This is a genomic window from Mycoplasmopsis arginini, from assembly GCF_965278885.1.
GTDB lineage: Bacteria > Bacillota_I > Bacilli_A > Mycoplasmatales > Metamycoplasmataceae > Metamycoplasma > Metamycoplasma arginini_B.
In genome coordinates this window covers 48,534-65,726 of record NZ_CBDIHE010000001.1, presented here as the reverse complement: position 1 = coordinate 65,726, position 17,193 = coordinate 48,534, and the positions used below count along the sequence as shown (strand labels likewise).

General features: G+C 27.7%; 14 protein-coding genes and 2 tRNA genes. 4 read left to right on the top strand and 12 right to left on the bottom strand.

The features are described from left to right. Window positions 1-61: 61 nt before the first annotated feature. Both ACQW0Y_RS00295 and ACQW0Y_RS00290 read right to left on the bottom strand, forming a co-directional pair. Window positions 62-2,794 (bottom strand): DUF885 family protein, encoded by a 2,733-nt coding sequence (locus ACQW0Y_RS00295; RefSeq protein WP_427867210.1) that lies wholly within the window; start codon window positions 2,792-2,794, stop codon window positions 62-64. A 189-nt stretch (window positions 2,795-2,983) separates the two neighbouring features. After that, window positions 2,984-5,704, bottom strand: a complete 2,721-nt coding sequence (locus tag ACQW0Y_RS00290; protein WP_427867209.1) for a DUF885 family protein — start codon at window positions 5,702-5,704, stop codon at window positions 2,984-2,986. A 433-nt stretch (window positions 5,705-6,137) separates the two neighbouring features. On the opposite strand from ACQW0Y_RS00290, the gene gpmI reads away from it, so the two are divergent. Continuing rightward, a complete protein-coding gene (gene gpmI / locus ACQW0Y_RS00285; RefSeq protein ID WP_427867208.1) occupies window positions 6,138-7,655 on the top strand; it encodes a 2,3-bisphosphoglycerate-independent phosphoglycerate mutase in 1,518 nt (505 codons plus the stop codon). 69 nt (window positions 7,656-7,724) lie between these two features. Here the strand turns inward: gpmI and ACQW0Y_RS00280 are convergent, their stop codons facing one another. From ACQW0Y_RS00280 to dnaA, 10 genes are all read right to left on the bottom strand, one after another. After that, complete coding sequence (locus ACQW0Y_RS00280; RefSeq protein ID WP_427867207.1) at window positions 7,725-8,510, bottom strand: dimethylarginine dimethylaminohydrolase family protein; 786 nt, start codon at window positions 8,508-8,510, stop codon at window positions 7,725-7,727. Window positions 8,511-8,671: 161 nt separating this feature from the next. Further along, window positions 8,672-8,748, bottom strand: a tRNA-Arg gene (locus ACQW0Y_RS00275). A 6-nt stretch (window positions 8,749-8,754) separates the two neighbouring features. Next, window positions 8,755-8,829 (bottom strand) — tRNA-Cys (locus ACQW0Y_RS00270). Window positions 8,830-8,997: 168 nt separating this feature from the next. Next, a complete protein-coding gene (rsmA, locus tag ACQW0Y_RS00265) occupies window positions 8,998-9,777 on the bottom strand; it encodes a 16S rRNA (adenine(1518)-N(6)/adenine(1519)-N(6))-dimethyltransferase RsmA (RefSeq protein WP_427867206.1) in 780 nt (259 codons plus the stop codon). Window position 9,778: 1 nt separating this feature from the next. Then, window positions 9,779-10,549 (bottom strand): TatD family hydrolase, encoded by a 771-nt coding sequence (locus ACQW0Y_RS00260; protein ID WP_427867205.1) that lies wholly within the window; start codon window positions 10,547-10,549, stop codon window positions 9,779-9,781. Between the two features lies 1 nt (window position 10,550). After that, window positions 10,551-11,255 (bottom strand): 5'-methylthioadenosine/S-adenosylhomocysteine nucleosidase, encoded by a 705-nt coding sequence (locus ACQW0Y_RS00255; RefSeq protein ID WP_427867204.1) that lies wholly within the window; start codon window positions 11,253-11,255, stop codon window positions 10,551-10,553. Between the two features lie 73 nt (window positions 11,256-11,328). After that, window positions 11,329-11,526 (bottom strand): 50S ribosomal protein L28, encoded by a 198-nt coding sequence (gene rpmB, locus ACQW0Y_RS00250; protein WP_004416298.1) that lies wholly within the window; start codon window positions 11,524-11,526, stop codon window positions 11,329-11,331. A gap of 66 nt (window positions 11,527-11,592) precedes the next feature. Continuing rightward, window positions 11,593-11,817: an RNA-binding S4 domain-containing protein gene (locus ACQW0Y_RS00245; protein WP_427867203.1), complete on the bottom strand. Its 225-nt coding sequence runs from the start codon at window positions 11,815-11,817 to the stop codon at window positions 11,593-11,595. Beyond that, entirely contained in the window at window positions 11,817-12,914 is a 1,098-nt protein-coding gene (gene dnaN, locus ACQW0Y_RS00240; protein ID WP_427867202.1) for a DNA polymerase III subunit beta, read from the bottom strand. The genes ACQW0Y_RS00245 and dnaN overlap by 1 nt, the downstream gene beginning before the upstream one ends. 12 nt (window positions 12,915-12,926) lie before the next feature. Next, complete coding sequence (gene dnaA / locus ACQW0Y_RS00235; protein WP_427867201.1) at window positions 12,927-14,288, bottom strand: chromosomal replication initiator protein DnaA; 1,362 nt, start codon at window positions 14,286-14,288, stop codon at window positions 12,927-12,929. 347 nt (window positions 14,289-14,635) lie between these two features. On the opposite strand from dnaA, the gene rpmH reads away from it, so the two are divergent. The 3 genes from rpmH to yidC are packed head-to-tail and all read left to right on the top strand — an operon-like array spanning window position 14,636 to window position 17,174. Beyond that, window positions 14,636-14,782: a 50S ribosomal protein L34 gene (gene rpmH, locus ACQW0Y_RS00230; protein ID WP_004416307.1), complete on the top strand. Its 147-nt coding sequence runs from the start codon at window positions 14,636-14,638 to the stop codon at window positions 14,780-14,782. Window positions 14,783-14,818: 36 nt separating this feature from the next. Then, entirely contained in the window at window positions 14,819-15,151 is a 333-nt protein-coding gene (gene rnpA, locus ACQW0Y_RS00225; RefSeq protein ID WP_427867200.1) for a ribonuclease P protein component, read from the top strand. Next, window positions 15,135-17,174, top strand: a complete 2,040-nt coding sequence (gene yidC, locus ACQW0Y_RS00220; protein WP_427867199.1) for a membrane protein insertase YidC — start codon at window positions 15,135-15,137, stop codon at window positions 17,172-17,174. Before rnpA ends, yidC begins: the two co-directional genes overlap by 17 nt. The last annotated feature ends 19 nt before the right edge of the window (window positions 17,175-17,193 follow it).

Here is a 17,193-nt window from a genome sequence, read left to right as displayed (position 1 = left end):
TTTATACAAAAAATATATTAAAAACACCGCCTTTGTTATGCGGTGTTTTTAAAATTATTTATTATAAACCGTAATGTTTTTCAACAATTTCTTTTAATGTTTGAAGTGGTAAAGCGCCTGTTTCTAGTAATAGGTTTAAGAATTCTTTAATGTTTTCTTTATTTGAAACGAAGTCTTTTCTTGATAAACCTTTTGATTTACGTACTCTATCATATAGTTTTAACATTGCTTCTTTACCTGAGTTATATGATGTTGCTTGACCAGGTAAATTTAAGTAACGTTTTGATTCTGAAGTAATGTCACCAATACCTAAGGCTGAGTTGGCTTTTAGGAAGTTTCTTACATCTTGAATTGATGCTCCAGCAGGTAAGTCTTCTTTTCCTGTTACTTGACCATGGTAAGCTGTATCAACCGCACGTCTCATGTTACGTAATTGAGCTTCATTTAAAGCACCATAGTATTGTAACATGTTAGCTAATTCAACTGCTTTTAGAGCGTGTTCTTTTTCATCAGAAATAGCATTAACAGAAGAAACTAATTTTCAGTATACACTTCCGTGTAATTCTTTAATTCCGTTGATTTCTTCTGGAGTTACATTAGCAGCTTCTGTTGCTTTTACAAAGCTTGTAATTCCTTTTGCGGTTTTAAAATCAGATGGTAATGCATAGTAGTCTTCGTTTTCGAAGTCTGGTGTTCCATATAATCCAGCTTCGATTCCGAATCATTCCATGAATAAAGCTCATCCTTCTTTGTAAGAAGTATAGTTAAAAATGTTTCCAATTGTTAAGCCATCGATTGTTTTTAAAAATTCTTGAGCGTAGTAAATTTGGTTGTGGTGTCCCATAACACTTTCATGGTTAGCAAATGATGTAACTGATCATTTTGGTAAGCTGTAGTATGGATCAACATTAAACATGAATGCACCAAATCCGTCTTTTTCTACTTTAGCACTTGAATTATAAGCGCCGACTCCAGAATCACCACGTCTTGAATATTCATAAGTTGTAATACCATATCTAGGAACTTGTTTAGGGAAGTATGTGAAACCTTCAGCCATTGTTGTATCTCTAAATTGGTTATATCCTTTGAATGCTTCTAATGCTCCGTAGTAGAATTGTTGGTTAGTAATTGAACCGTAAGAATCATTTGAAGTTTTTAAGAATTCATATCCTAAATCTTTTAAGTTTTTCTTAGCATCTTCTAAAGTAGCATCATTATCTAGTTCTTGTTTCTTAGCTTCACTATAGTATGAAGAATCTTCACGACCAAAGAAGAATTCTTCTTGGTTCATTCATTTATTAAATTCAATTAAATTAATATTTCCTTCTTCATCTCTAATGTTTAAAGTAACATTTTCAACTTGACCTGATCCTAAACCGTCAGCATCATATTTAACAGTAGGAGCTCAAACACCTTTTTCACTTCCAGTAATTAATTGTGCTATGGCTTTTGCTGTTAAAGCCATGTTTTTAGAAGCAGTTTTAGATGTTTCATAACCTGATTCAAAAACTTCTTGTGAAGAATCATTTGATGTTGTAGCAAATTTTAAAATTGCATCATAAATTTTCTTACCAGTTGTTGTACTTTCTGAACCTGGAATTGCATTTAAACCAACATTCTTAGCATTTAGGTCTTTTTCGGTTAAACCTAAACCATAAACTTTAACTACTTGATTAGTTGAAGAATCAAATACTTCAATTGTGTTTTCTAATTCATTTAATGTGTCATTTGATTTAAATACTTTTAATTCAGCAAGGTTTTCACCAATACCATGTTTTGAAGCTGTATAGTATTGTGTTGCATAGAATTTGTGGAATTCTTTTGTTTGTTGATCTACTGTAGTATTTGCATCAATAATATCTGCAACACTCTTAGAATCTTCACTTCCTTTAGAAAATTCTAATAATTCTTTTGTATAGAATCTTGATAAAATTGCTTTAACGTTATTTTTGATAACAACTTTTGATAAAACAATATTTGAAGCTAAACCTTCTTTTAGGTTTGCTAACATTTTTGCGGCTTTAGGGCCTCTAATTCTTGTGACTGTATTGTAAAATGCATTAATTGGGTAAGCAGAAGCTGGTCCTCATTCCAAATAAGCACCAACTAAACGGCTTTCTGATGCATATGTTGATTTAGCAATTTCTCAATCATATTTTAGACCACTTACTCATGCTGTTAAAGTAACATCTAAATTTTTGTCACTAATCTTAGCAAATGAATCTATTCATCCTTGGTAGAATTTATCAATTTTTGCGATATCTTCTTTATTTGGGTAGTTTACGTCAACAGTTGCTTTAAATTCACTTAGTGATTTTAAGAACTTCTTGTATGATAAAACAACATATTTAGCTGTATATTTGAAATTCTCTGCATTATAACTAGCATCACCTTGTTCAGCGATTTCTTGTAAAGAAGGTAAGATTACTTCAGCAATACTTGCTTCATATAAAGCATCTAATTTTTCAATTTCTTTATCTAAAGTTCTTATTTCAGCAGCTTTTTGTTTTGCTTCAGCTGAATTTTTATCTTCAATTGCTTCATATTCAGCTTCAAGGGTTTTTAATTGTTCTTTTTTAGCATCAATTGTTCTTTTTTGTTCAGCATTATCAGTAATTGCTTTTTCTTCAGCCAATTTGAATTTTTCTTCTAATGATTTATTTTTTTCAATATTAGCCTTGTTAACTAATGCTTTTTGCGCTACATATGGAATAACTGGTAATAAAATTGGTGCAGCAATAGCAGCACTAACAACACTACCAATAATTAAACCTTTTTTTGTTTTTGGGGTCATAATAAAATTTAAAAATCCTTTTTTAATTTAAGTTATTTTTATAAAAATCTTTATAAATTATTACCTGTTTAAAATAACAGGTTATTTAATTCTATCTAATAAAAGATGAAAAAATTAAATTTTGTTTTGCAATTAAAAATGTATATTTAAAAACACCGCGGTTTTTCGCGGCGTTTTTAAATTTATTTATTACAACTTGTAGTGTAATTCAACGATTTCTTTTAGTGTGTCAAGTGGTAAAGCACCTGTTTCTAATAATAGGTTTAAGAATTCTTTAATGTTTTCTTTATTTGAAACAAAGTTTTCTCTTGTTAAATATTTTGATTTACGTACTCTATCATATAGTTTTAACATTGCTTCTTTACCTGAGTTATATGATGTTGCTTGACCAGGTAGGTTTAAGTAACGTTTTGATTCTGAAGTAATGTCACCAATACCTAAAGCTGAGTTAGCTGTTAAGAATGCTCTTACATCTTTAATAGATGCACCAGCAGGTAGGTCTTCTTTTCCAGCTGATAAATCACCATGGTAAGCTGTATCAACTGCACGTCTCATGTTACGTAATTGAGCTTCATTTAAAGCACCAAAGTATTGTAACATGTTAGCTAATTCAACTGCTTTTAGAGCGTGTTCTTTATCGTCGTTTATTTCATTTTGTGAAACTGCTAATTTTCAGTAAACTCCACCGTGTAGATCTTTAATTTTTGCTACTTGTTCATCAGTTACTTGTTCTTTTACTGTGGTTGTTAAGAAGTTTGTAATACCTTTTGCTAATCTAAAGTCTTTTGGTAATGCATAGTAGTCTGTGCTTTCAAAGTCTGGCGTTCCATATAATCCCGCTTCAATTCCAAATCATTCCATAAATAGAGCTCATCCTTCTACATATGAAGTATAACTAAAGATATCACCAATTGTTAAGCCATCAATTGTTTTTAAGAATTTTTGAGCGTAGTAAATTTGGTTGTGGTGTCCCATAACACTTTCGTGGTTAGCAAATGAAGTTACTGATCATTTTGGTAAGCTGTAGTATGGATCAGCATTAAACATAAATGCACCAAATGCATCTTTTTCTACTTGAGCTCTTTCGTTATATGCTCCAACCCCTTCGTCTCCACGTCTTGAGTATTGATATGTTGTAATACCATATCTTGGAACTTGGTTAGGAAAGTATGAAAATCCTTCTTCCATTGTAGCATCTCTAAATTGGTTGTATCCTTTAAATGCTTCTAATGCTCCATAATAGAATTGATCATTTGTAATTGAACCATATTTTTCATTTGATCCTTTTAATGGTTCATATCCTAAGTTCTTTAAGTTTTTAATAGCATCGGCTAATTTAGGATCACTTTCTAATGCTTGTTTAACTTCTGGAGTATAGTATGTTGATTCTTCACGACCAAAGAAGAATTGTTCTTGGTTCATTCATTTATTGAATTCAGGTAAATTAATATTTCCTTCTGCATCTCTAATATTTAAAACAGTGTCAGCAGCTTCTTGTTCCCCTAAACCATCAGCATCATATTTAACAGTTGGGTTTCAAACACCTTTATCTGTTCCGGTAATTAATTTTGCAACAGCTTTTGCTGTTAAAATCATGTTTTCTGAAGCTTTTTTAGATGTTTGGTATCCTGATTCAAATACTTCTTGAGCTGAGTCATTTGATGTTGTAGAGAATTTTAGAATTGAGTCATAGATTTTCTTACCGGTTGTTGTACTTTCTGAACCTTTAATAGAGTTTAACCCAACATTTTTAGCTGTTAAGTCTTTTTCTGTTAATCCTAAACCGTAAACTTTGTATGTTTTGTTATCTGTTTCATCAAATACTTCAATTGTATTTTCAACTTCTTTATAAGTATTAGCTTTTAAAACTTTTAGATCTGCTAAATCTTCACCTTGTCCATGATCTGAACCTTTGTAGTATTCATTTACATAGAATAAATGGAAGTCTTTGGTTTCTTTATCTAATGTAGTATTTGAATTAATAATATCAGATACTAATTTTTCAGTTTCTGTTCCTTTAGCAAAAGCTAATAATTGTTCACTGTAAAATGCTGATAAAAATGCTTTAACGTTGTTTTTAATAACAACTTTTGATAAAACAACATTTGATTCTAAACCTTCTTTTAAGTTGTTTAAAACTTTAGTTGCTGTAGGCCCTTTAATTTCACTAATTGTGTCATAGAATGCATTAATAGGATATGCATATGATAGACCTCATTCTAAGTATGAACCAACTAAACGGCTTTCTGAAGCATAAATTGATTTAGCAATTTCTCAGTCATATTTTAAACCATTTACTCAAGCTGTTGATGTAACATTTAAGTTATTTTTATTGATTTTGTCAAATTTGTCAATTCAGCTTTGGTAAAATTCACTAATTTTTTCAACGTCTTCTTTATTTGGATAGTTAACATCAACTGTTTCACCAAGTTTTGCTAAAGATGCTTTAAAATCTGCATAAGCTAAAACTACATATTGTGCAGTATATTTTTCGTTTTCTTTGTTAATTGTTGCATCACCTAGTTGAGCTAACACTTCTGTTGCTTTATAGGTTGCTTCTGTTTTAACTTCTTCTAAATCTGCTTTTGCTTTTACTAATTCTTCTTTTTTAGTGTCAAGTTCAGCTTTTTTAGCTTGTGCTTCTGGTGTTGTTTTGTCTTCAAAGGCGTTATATTCTGCTTCTAAGGCTTTAATTGCGTCTTCAAGGTCAGCAACTTTTGTATCTAATCCACTGTCAGCAATAGCGTTTTCTACACGTCTGTCAAAAAATGCTTTTGGATTGTTTCTAATTTCTTTATTTACTAGTGTGTGTTGCACAGCATATGGAATTAATGGTAATAATATTGGAGCAGCAACTGCACCACCAATAATTCCACTAAGAATTAAAGATTTTTTTGCTTTTGGACTCATAATAAATATATTTATTCCTTTTTTAAATTTTAAAATTTCTTGATTTGATTTATATTAAATAATAAATATAAAAAATGTATAATTGTTTATTTCAATGAATATATTGAAATTTGTTTGAAAGTGAGGTTGATTTAAAAATAAAAAATATAAAGTTTTACACCTGTTATTTACTAATATATTTGATAAAAAAGATATAAAAATTTAATATATAACAGGTGTCTTAATTATATAACTTTATTGATACAAACCTTAAAAAATGGCACTTAAGCCTTCTTTTTCCCATTTTTTCTATTTAATTAATATTTGATAATATGATTTTAAATATTTTTTGTATTAGAATTTTTATAGTTTAGTGTTAAATATAAACCTAAAAATTAAAATAAAATTTCTATTTTAAATAAGTCAAATTCACAATAAATTAAAGGGGTAATAAATGAATAATAAAAAGAAAATAATTTTAACAATAATTGATGGGCTTGGTTTAAGAAAAGAGACACAAGGTAATGCCTTTGCACAAGCATTTCATCCAATTTTCGATTATTTATTTGCAATGTGTCCTAATTCAGTTTTACAAGCTTCAGGAGAATTTGTTGGCCTTCCTAAAAATCAAATCGGAAATTCAGAAGTTGGTCATTTAAATATTGGAGCCGGAAGAATTGTTTACACTGGACTTTCTTTAATTAATAATGAAATTAAAACCGGTAATTTTAAGAAAAATGAAGTGTTAAATGAATTAATTGATGATTCAATTAAAAACAATACAACGTTACATTTAATGGGTCTTTTAAGTAATGGCGGTGTTCATTCGTTAGATAATCATTTATTTGAAATAATAAAATTAGCTAATGAAAAAGGACTTAAAAAAGTTTCTATTCATATCTTTGGTGATGGTAGGGATGTTAAACCCCAATCAATTAATGATTCTTTAATAACATTAAATCAGTTGTCTAAAGATTTTAATTATCCAGTTTCAAGTATTTCGGGCCGTTTTTATGCTATGGATCGTGATCAAATTTTTGAAAGAAATGAACTTGCTTTAGAAGCTATCTTAGGCAAAAGTCAAAATGTTTTTAAGGATGTTAATGCTTATATAGAAGAACAATACAAAAAAGAAATATATGATGAATTTTTTATTCCTGCTCAAAATGAAAGAGGCTTATTTTTAAAAGAAAATGACAATGTTATATTTTTTAATTTTAGACCAGATCGAGCAAGACAACTAAGCCATTTAATTTTAAACAGTAATTTATATAATTATCAACCTAAAAATAATATAAAAGTTAATCTATTTGCTTCATTAATGAAATATGAAGGAATAGATTCAAAAATAGCTTTTAAAGAAATGGAAGTAAATAATCCTTTAGGAGAAGTTATTGCTAATAATAATTTAAAACAATTAAGATTAGCCGAAACACAAAAATATGCACATGTAACTTTCTTTATGGATGGCGGAAAAGAAATAATTTATAAAAATGAAGATCGAGTTTTGGTTGATAGCATCAAGGCTGAATCTTTTGCAGATTATCCACATATGTCAGCCAAAGAAATTACTGATGAGTTATTAAATAAAATTGAAGATTATGATTTTGTAATTATGAACTATGCTAATCCAGATATGGTTGGACATACTGGTAATTTAAAAGCAACAATAAAAGCTATTGAATTTTTAGATGAACAATTTGAACGTATACTAAAATACGTTTCAGAAAATAAAGATAAAGTTACCTGATTTATAACTGCTGATCATGGTAATGCTGAAGTAACAGAAGATGAAAATAATAAGCCAGCAACAAAACACACTAATAATCCGGTTATGTTTATAACTACCGATAAAACAATTGAACTTAACAATGGTTCTTTATGCGATGTTGCTCCTTCTATTTTAGACTATTTAGATATTGAAAAACCTAGCGAAATGACAGGAATTAGTTTAATTAAAAAATTTAAATAAAAAAAGTTAATAAAAATACGGCAAAGTTTTTAGGCTTTGTCGTATTTTTTAGATTTTTAATTAATTTAATTAAAATCTTAATGATAAACAGCTTAGTCCACCGTCTAATTTTTTATATTCAGATGTATCACAGGTTATTACTCTGTAGATTCCTAAGTCTTGAACTGCTTTTAAAACATTTGGATATCCTTCGGGAACAATAACTGTTTCATTTACTCAAATACAGTTTGCTGCATATCCTTCACTTTTATCTACAACGATTTGGTTGAAGTCTTTAAATGTTGGATAGTGTAAGAATTCACCTGAAATTAATAAGTTATTGTGTTCTAAGTAGTTAACACCTGTTTTTAAGTGAAGCATTTCAGTCATTGGAACTGGGATGCATTTTTTACCTACGCTTGCTAAAATGTTATGGAATTGACGAATTCCTTCTCTATTTGTTCTTTCTGACATACCTACATAGTATGTGTCGCCAACCATCATAACATCACCACCATCTAATGTTCCTGGTGATTCAATTTTGAATAGATGGTCTTTATCAAAGAATTTTTCTAGATATGGTAACATTTCGTGTTTTTCACCATTACGTGAAGCTGCTCCGGGGTTAGATAAAATTGCAATTTCACCGGTTACAATTACAGCTGTGTCTTCAACAAAGCATGAGTCTGGGAATTGTTCGTTTTTTGGACAAACTGTAACATTAACACCACAGCTCTTTAGTGCTTCGATATATTTATCGTGTTGAACTAATGCTAAATCGTAAATTGGTTTCCCTAGTTCTGGGGCTGATGTGATTCCATCCACCATTGATGATGCTGGAACCTTAACAATAACGTTTTTAAATTTGTTTTTCATTTGTGTCATATTTTATAAATGCTCCTTAAATAATTTTGTGAGTAAAACTTTTAAAAAAGGTTTCCCACATAATTATTTTATTATTTTTTATTAAACCTATAAAATAAAAGGCAAAAAAATAAAAAAACGCAAATGCGTTTTTTCGGTCATTTTTACTGATTTGGCGCGCCCGGCAGGAGTCGAACCCGCAACCTCTTGGGCCGTAACCAAACACTCTGTCCAATTGAGCTACGGGCGCATTTATTGGAGCCACCAACCGGATTCGAACCGGTAATCAAGGTGTTGCAGACCTATGCCTTGGCCGTTTGGCTATGGTGGCAACACTTATTTTTTTATTGCTTAAATATTATAAGCCTTTTTTAAAAAATTTTAATTTTATTTTTTAGAAAAAAAAGTAAATAAAAACACACTTGTGGGTTGTGTGTTAATATATTTTTTGAGAAATATATTCAATATTATAATATATATAAAAATTTATTTTTTTATTTTATGAATTTTTAATGATTTTTGAAAATTCTAAAAACAATTGTTTATATTCCACTATGCTGATGTTCTCTGGTCTTTCTAATAAATTGATGTTTAAATCATTAAAAATTTTGATGATTGTATCTTTATTATAATCGGATAATAAGTTATTAATTAGTGTTTTCCTTTTAAATTGAAAGCACTTTTTAATGAATGAAAGAAAATTTTCTAAGTTAAAATCAAGGTTTTCAAAAAATTCTATTTTAACAACCATTGAATCAACTTTAGGAGCCGGGCTGAAATTTTTTGCCCTTGCGACTAAAACTTTAGAAACCTTTCCGACACTTTGAATTGAAACTGATAATTTGCTATAACTTTTAGTACTATTTAAGGCTATTAATCTTTCACCAACTTCTTTTTGAACCATTATAATAGCCCTTTTGATAAAGTGATGATTTTCTATTAATTTAAAAATAATTGGCGAAGTAATATTATATGGAATATTTCCAACAACCACTCTTTTAGAATCAAAAGCTAAATTTGATTCTAAAAAATCTTGATTAATAAAATTAATGTTTTGTGGTAATTTTTTCTCTATTCAAAGCTTAAAGATTTCCTTATCTAATTCATAAGCATCTAATGTTTTAACTTCATTTATTAATAAATTAGTTATTGCCCCTAATCCTGGACCTATTTCAATAACATTCTCATCTTTTACTTCAGCAGCTTCAACTATCTGCTTTTGAATCTTTTTATTAATTAGGAAGTTTTGCCCAAAACTTTTTTTTGCAATTACTTCCATATTAAATACCAAATACCTTTTTAATGTTTTTTCTTATTTGAGTTACAAATTCTTCCTCACTAAGATTTTTTAAATTAGCAATATATTGATATGTGTATTTTACATATGGACTAATATTTGGTTTGCCACGCATAGGAGTTGGTGCTAAATAAGGAGTATCTGTTTCACAAAGCATTCTTTGAATTGGGATATTTAAAACTGCTTCTTGTAAAGGTTTGGCGTTTTTGAAAGTTACAACTCCAGAAATTGAAAAATAAATATTTTCAAAAGGTAAAACTTTTTTAACAAAATCTGAATCACCACTAAATGAGTGCATAACAATCTTTAAGTCTTTGTATTCTTTTCTTGTAATTATTTCAAAAGCATCATCTAGTGCATCACGAATGTGTAACATTGCAACAATATTATGTTTTTTAGCCACTTCAAGTTGAGCAATAAAACTTTCATATTGAATTTCTTTAGATGGAGAATCATCATAATGATAATCTAATCCAATTTCACCAATTCCAATAACATCTTTTGTAATAATAGATTCTAAAAAGTCGCCATCCTTTTGGCCTGTAGCTAAAGTTGGATGAATTCCAATAATAGGATGCAAGAAATCTTTATCTTTATTACATAATTCTAAAAGTTCAACTGAATCCTCTTTTGAGGTTCCAACAATAAATAATTTTTCCATATCTTGAGTTTTTCAATCTGAAACTATTTGATAAGGATCGTCATAATATTCTTTAAAAGGGTGTGTGTGAATATCGATATATTTTAATTTCATATTATAAACCTCTAATAAGTAATTCTAAAATTTCTGTAACTTTTGATTTTCAAACTTCCTTTTTAGTTAAGTAAAAATTTTCTTTTTCGTTTAATAAATCAGACACAATTTTTAGGCTAGAAATTTCTATTCCTAAGTTATTAGCACAATGAATTAAAGAAGTACTTTCCATATCAAGTAGTGAAATATTATTAAAGTTTGTTTCAATGTTATTAATATCTTTTTGATTAAAAAAACGATCAGCACTTAATATATTCTTTCTTTTTATATTTAACCCTAAATAATTATTAATTTGATTATTTAAAGTTAAGGAAGTTTCAAACTCATATTGGCTATTTGGTAATTGTCCAATTTTATAATTAGGGATTGCTGTTAAATCTACATCATAATAATAGGCTTTATCAATTAAATAAGTTTCACCAATTTTATCTAATTTCAAAGAACCAGCAGGCCCTAAATTAATAATCTTTGAAACAAGAAAATTATTTTCTTTCAAAATTGCAAGCGAATTAGTTAATGAAAAAGCAGCATTGACTTTGCCAACACCTGATATTAAGATTGCAAATCTTTTATTTATTTTTTTGTTTAAATATAAAGATAAAACTATTGAGTTTTTCTCAAAAAGTTTTTGTTCTAATAAATTATTATCTACGTCTAAATCAAATTCTTCAGATTCAGCTAAAACAAATAATGTTAATTCTTCCATTAAAAAATCCTTATTTTATTTTTAATAATAATAAAAAATTCTTGGTAATCCAAGAACTTATTATATATATGAATTAAGCTACTAAACCGTATTTTTTTAAAGTTCTAGCATTTTTTGCTGTAACTCTAACAGTTTTTTTAGCGCCGTTTTCGGTTTTAACAGTTACTTTTTGCAAGTTAAGGTCAAATGTTCTTTTAGATGTGTTTAAAGCGTGTGATCTTTTGTTTCCACTTAATGCTTTTTGACCTGTTAATTGATCTCTTCCTGGCATGTTGTCTCCTTAATTATGTAAATAGTATGTTAATATTTTATATTAATTTAATTTTTTTTTATTTTTTTATTGTTTTTGTTCAGGTGCTTGTTTAATTAAATAAATTTGGTCATCTACTCAAACAGTATCGCCGACACGGATTGTAGCATTTCTACCATTAGCAATTCTATCATTAATTTTAACTGTATGAATGGTTAAAAAATACTTTGCCATTCCTCCAGTTCGACATAAATTAAGTTTCTTTAGAAATTGGCTTAATTTAATTTCATTTCCGTATATTTCAACCTTCATTAGAATCCTCTTTGTGGCGTAATTAAATGAAATAATTTAGGGTTAGAATCAGATGTAATTACAATTCTCATTTTGTCAGATGTGAAAGATAATTTTATATCTTCATCAAAACTTTGGATTGCATCTTTTAAAAATCTTGAGTTTAAAGCGAGTTTTAATTCGCTATCAGTATAACTAAATTTTTGTGTCTTGATTTCTGCATTTGCAATTTCTTCTCTTGTTGATGAAATTGTTAAAACATCTTGAGCAATGTGTAATCTAATTTTATTGTAGTTTTCAGAAATAATAACCGATGCTTTATTTAGTAAATTATTTAATTCTTTTTTAGTAATAATTAACTCATTAGCAAAACTTTTAGGAATAATTTTTGATACATCTAAATATACTTGATCAACAACTTTTGATTCAATGGTTGTACCATCTAAAACAAATAATATTTTTTGATCTGAAACATTTAGAATAACATCGCCGTTAAAATCAAAGTTTAAAACATCCTTTAAGTTTTTAGCTAGGATTGAAATATTAAAGTTAACATTTGAATCAATTTCTAGAATTTCTTCAGCATATCTATATTTATCGGTTGCAACTAGTTTTAATTGATTATTTTGCGCTGATATATTAATACAACATAAAATAATGTTTGTTTCTAAAACTGAAGCAGCAACACCAACATTTCTAACCATGTTTTTTAATTTTTGTCAGTTAATTTTAACTTGTTCACCATAAATTGAAAAATCTGGCATTGGATATTCAAAAACGTTATATAAATTTAAACTAAAGTGATCATTTTCAGTTATTAATTCTAAGGTGTTTTCTTTTGATTTTAAGATAATATCGTTATCTAATTTCTTAACTATGTTTCTAAATAAAGATAAATCAACTAATATTCTTCCTGGCAATAAAATTTCTGCATCTAATGATGTTTCAATATCGTGTTTAATATTAATTGAACCATTTGAACCAATTAAAGTAATTTTATTTCCTTCAGCTATCAATAAAATTCCTTTCAATTCCGGAATAAAGGGGTTAGGTTCAATCGCTTTAGCAACTCTTTCAATTGCATTATCTAATAATAATTTATTAATTTTTAATTCCATATTTTTTCCTTTTTATATTACTTTCTTTAATGTATTTTGAATTTTTTCGATAGCTATTTTTAAAGCAGAATTACTTTGTAAATTAGCATCAACTCAATTTAGTGAAGCGATAACTGTTGAGTGTGCTTGATCACCAACAAGTTTTCCAATCTCCTTAAGTGTAAAATCAAAATTATTTTTTAATAAGTAAATAACAATTTTTCTTGGTATAACAACTTCTTTTACTCTTGTGTTTGATGAAATTTTCTTTTTGTCAATTCCATAATATTTACTTACTGTTTCAATTATTCTTTCCGGGGTAATAGATTCAGTTGCTTTTGTTACATTTTTAAAAATCCCTTTTATTGTTCGAAGATCATAAGTAAAGAAATCATCACCTTCAGCAAATAATTTTATTCTGCTTATTGCTCCTTCTAATGCTCTAATTGAAGAAGAAAAGTTTCTTGCAATATATCTTAATGATTCTTCTTCTCATAAATCAGGATTAATATTATTTTCTTTAAGTTTAAATTTTAATATTGTAATCACATCATCTAATTGAAGGTCGTTAATTTCCATTATTAAGCCACCTTCAAATCTTGTTAAAAACCTTTGTTCAAACCCACCTAATTCATTTGGTTTTTTATCAGCACAAAAGATAATTTGTTTTTCATTTGTTTTCATTGTATTGATAATATTAAATAATACATTTAAAGTACTTTCTTTATTTCCGTATTGTTGGACATCATCAAACATTAAACAATCATATGAAGTAAGTTCATCAACAATTTTGTTTATTTCTTCTTGATTTCTTAATTTTAATTGTTCTACTAGTTTTCTTGTTAAACTGTCTGGATTTATATATAAGCAGGTTTTATTGCCTTTTGTAAACTCATTACCAATAGCATGTAATAAATGTGTTTTTCCTAAACCACTACCTGAATAAATAAATAAAGGATTGTAATTATCGTTATATTGAATACAAATTTGTTTTGCAGCCTTTAATGTAATCTTATTAAAATTACCAATAACATAATTATCAAAAGTTAAATTATTTTTTACATTACTTGCTTTTTGATTGTTAATTATCTTTTCTGCTTCTTCAGTATCAACAATTTTTTGAATTTCAGTAATTGAAGAAATTAACATTAAGACAACTTTTTTATCTAAAACATTGTTAACTGCCCGCTGAATACTTTGATAGAAAATAGTTTTTAAATTCTCAATTAAATACACTGGTGCTAACACATAAGCATGCCCTTCAACAACACAAACTAATTTAAGTTTTGAAAAAAATGTTTCGTATTCCATATTGTAATTAGCTGTATTTTTTAACTCAGTTTGTAACATTTGATTACTTACATTTAAGTCTAATTCTTTTTCTTGATATTTCATATTTTAAAATTATATTTTAAATAGCAATTTTTGTAAAGCAAAATTAATTATTTTTTTCAATTACTGACATTTTAATGACATTAAACTTTTTGTTTTTTTCACTTAATTTAAATTGAAAAAAAATACAAAAAATACTTAATAACATTATTTTTGTAAAAAAGAGTATTAAATGTTTAAAACTCTTATTTTAAAAGTGGAAAACTTTTTAAAAATTAATAGAATTTTGTTTAGTGATTTCTTATATTAACTTTATTAATTTATTAATTAATAATTTGGTTTTTATATTTTTAACTTTTTTGGTAAAATATTAGAAGTATTTTTAAATAAACATTTGAAAAGGAGAGATTATGAAAAGAACATATCAACCTAAAAAACGTAAACACATTAAAGTTCATGGTTTTATGGCTAGAATGCAAACAAAAAATGGCCGTAAAGTTTTAGCTGCAAGACGTGCAAAAGGAAGACGTAGACTAACTGTATCAGATGAAAAATAGTTTGATACTTTTTATTAATTCAAAATAATTAAACATATGAATAAAAAAAATACTGTTAAAAAAAATTGAGAATTCCAACGAATTCTTGGTGGACATAATCAAGTCATTTCACGAAATTTAATTATTTATTTTGCTAAATCTAATTTTTTTAGATGCGGAATTTCAATACCAAAGCAATTTGCTAATGCAGTTGAGAGAAATCACTATCGAAATCAAATTAGATCTATTTTAAGAAAAATGGACATAAGCAAAATAAATTATGACACCGTTTTAATAGCTAGAAAAAACTTTTTTTCTTTATCATGGGATGAAAAAGTTCAAGCTGTTCATAAAATCTATGAAAGGATAACTGATGGCAAAGAGAAATAGTTCTAAACATTACGATTCTTTTAGAATTAATCAAACGCCTGAAAGTAAACAACCTAAAGCTATTTGAAAAAAAATTTGGAAATGAGTAAGAATAGTTTTAATTTTCTTCTTTATTTCAATTGGGCTTGTAGGTTGCGTTCAGTCAATTGCTACTAAATCAGGTACAAAAGTCGGTTCAGGTCAAGAAATATATACAAAAAGCGATTATATTTCTCCTAATGTTGCTACATTGAGATGAAACAAAGAAAGAAACGAATTCTTTGTTCCGAACTTAAATAGCGATGCCGGTGTAGTAGCCAACACATATCTAGGTCTTGAAGATGAAAAACAAATTAAATCTTTAAGAGAACAAGATGCAAAAACTGGAGGACAATACGGAATTTACGGTGGTTCTTCATTTGCTTTACAATTACAAGCTCCAAAAGAAGGAAGTAACACTTTTTCAAACCATTCAAAAGATTGAAAAAATATTTCAAATATTGAAATTAAGGATGAAGATGGACATAGAGGTGTTATTTATGGTAATGGTGCAAACCATATTTACCTAAACTTTGGTAATGACAAGGGTGAAGGTAGAACTAAATTCTATAACCCTGTAAGTAAAATTAATGATGTATATTTACCTTATGCAATTAGTTTTGAAACTTACGAAAAACACACTCCAATTGAAGGTTCAACCGAAAGTAAAATTGAAGTTATAACAGATTTTTCACATATTAAAAATATGGAATTAGCAAAAGTTGAACTTACAGGAATTGCTGGTTCAAATATTTATAACTTATTCTTAGCTGATATTTTTACTTCATTATTAGCAGAAACATTTAAATTATGAGTAAATGATGATAAAAACAGATCTGGTTTTGCTGAAACCTTATCAGCAAAAACTGGAAAATCAATTGCTGAATTAAGACAATTAGATAAATATAGCTTAATAAAAGAATGAAATGACTTTATCATTAGTTATAAAGAACTTATAGGTCCAGGTAAGGGATTAAGTGAAAAAGATGGTGAAAGACTTAACACATTATTCCTTTCAACATCTTCTATGATGAAAAACTATGCTGGAATGGTTTCTTTAAATCAATCACTATTTAAAACTCAAGATAGTAAATTAGGAAAAGAAATTTCAACATATACTTTTTCTTCTATTAACGAAGCGGGTAACTATTCACCAGATAGTTGAAAAAATAGACTAATGTCTGCAGATGCTTTTGTACCTAATAAACCAATTACAACTTACAAAGAACATTGAGAACAAGGTCCATTCTATGGATTCTTCGTATATCCAGTAGCTCAATTTATGAACTCAATTATTAGAGCATTAGGAACCACTGGATGAAGTGTTGTATTAGCTTTAGTTGTAACTGTTATTATTGTTAGATTAATCACATTCTTCCTAACACTAAAAACTGTATTTAGTTCAATTAAAATGGAAGAATTAAACCAAAAGAAAGCTAAAATTGAAGCTAAATATGAAGCTTACAAAGGCGATAAACAAATGAACCAACGTAAGCAAATGGAAATTAGCGAACTATATAAGAAAGAGAAAATTTCTCCTGTTGCACAATTAATTTCTTCATTTATAACATTACCTATTTTAATTGTTGTATTTAGAATTATTTCTACATCGCCTGAAATTAAACAAGCAACATTATATACAATTCAACTTTCAGCAACTTCAATCTTTAGAATTTTCAAAGTCGGAGAACTACAGTACTTACCAATTGTTATTCTCTCGGTAGTAATTCAACTAATTGCGCAGTTTATGCCGAAGATTTTAAGATGACGTAAAAAGAAATCACTTCGTGCTGATGCTTATCAAAGAGCAGCAATGAAAAAGTCAAACAAGAAAGCAATTTTAATTCCTATTATCTTTGCCTTTATAGGTTTATTCTTTAGTGCTGGTTTACAAATTTATTGAATTATAGGTGGTATTTTTACGATAGTTCAACATATTGTTGTTCATTATATCCAAAAAACAAAATGATATAAAAATAAATTACAACCTTTCCTATTTAAATAAGAATTAATAAAAACAACAA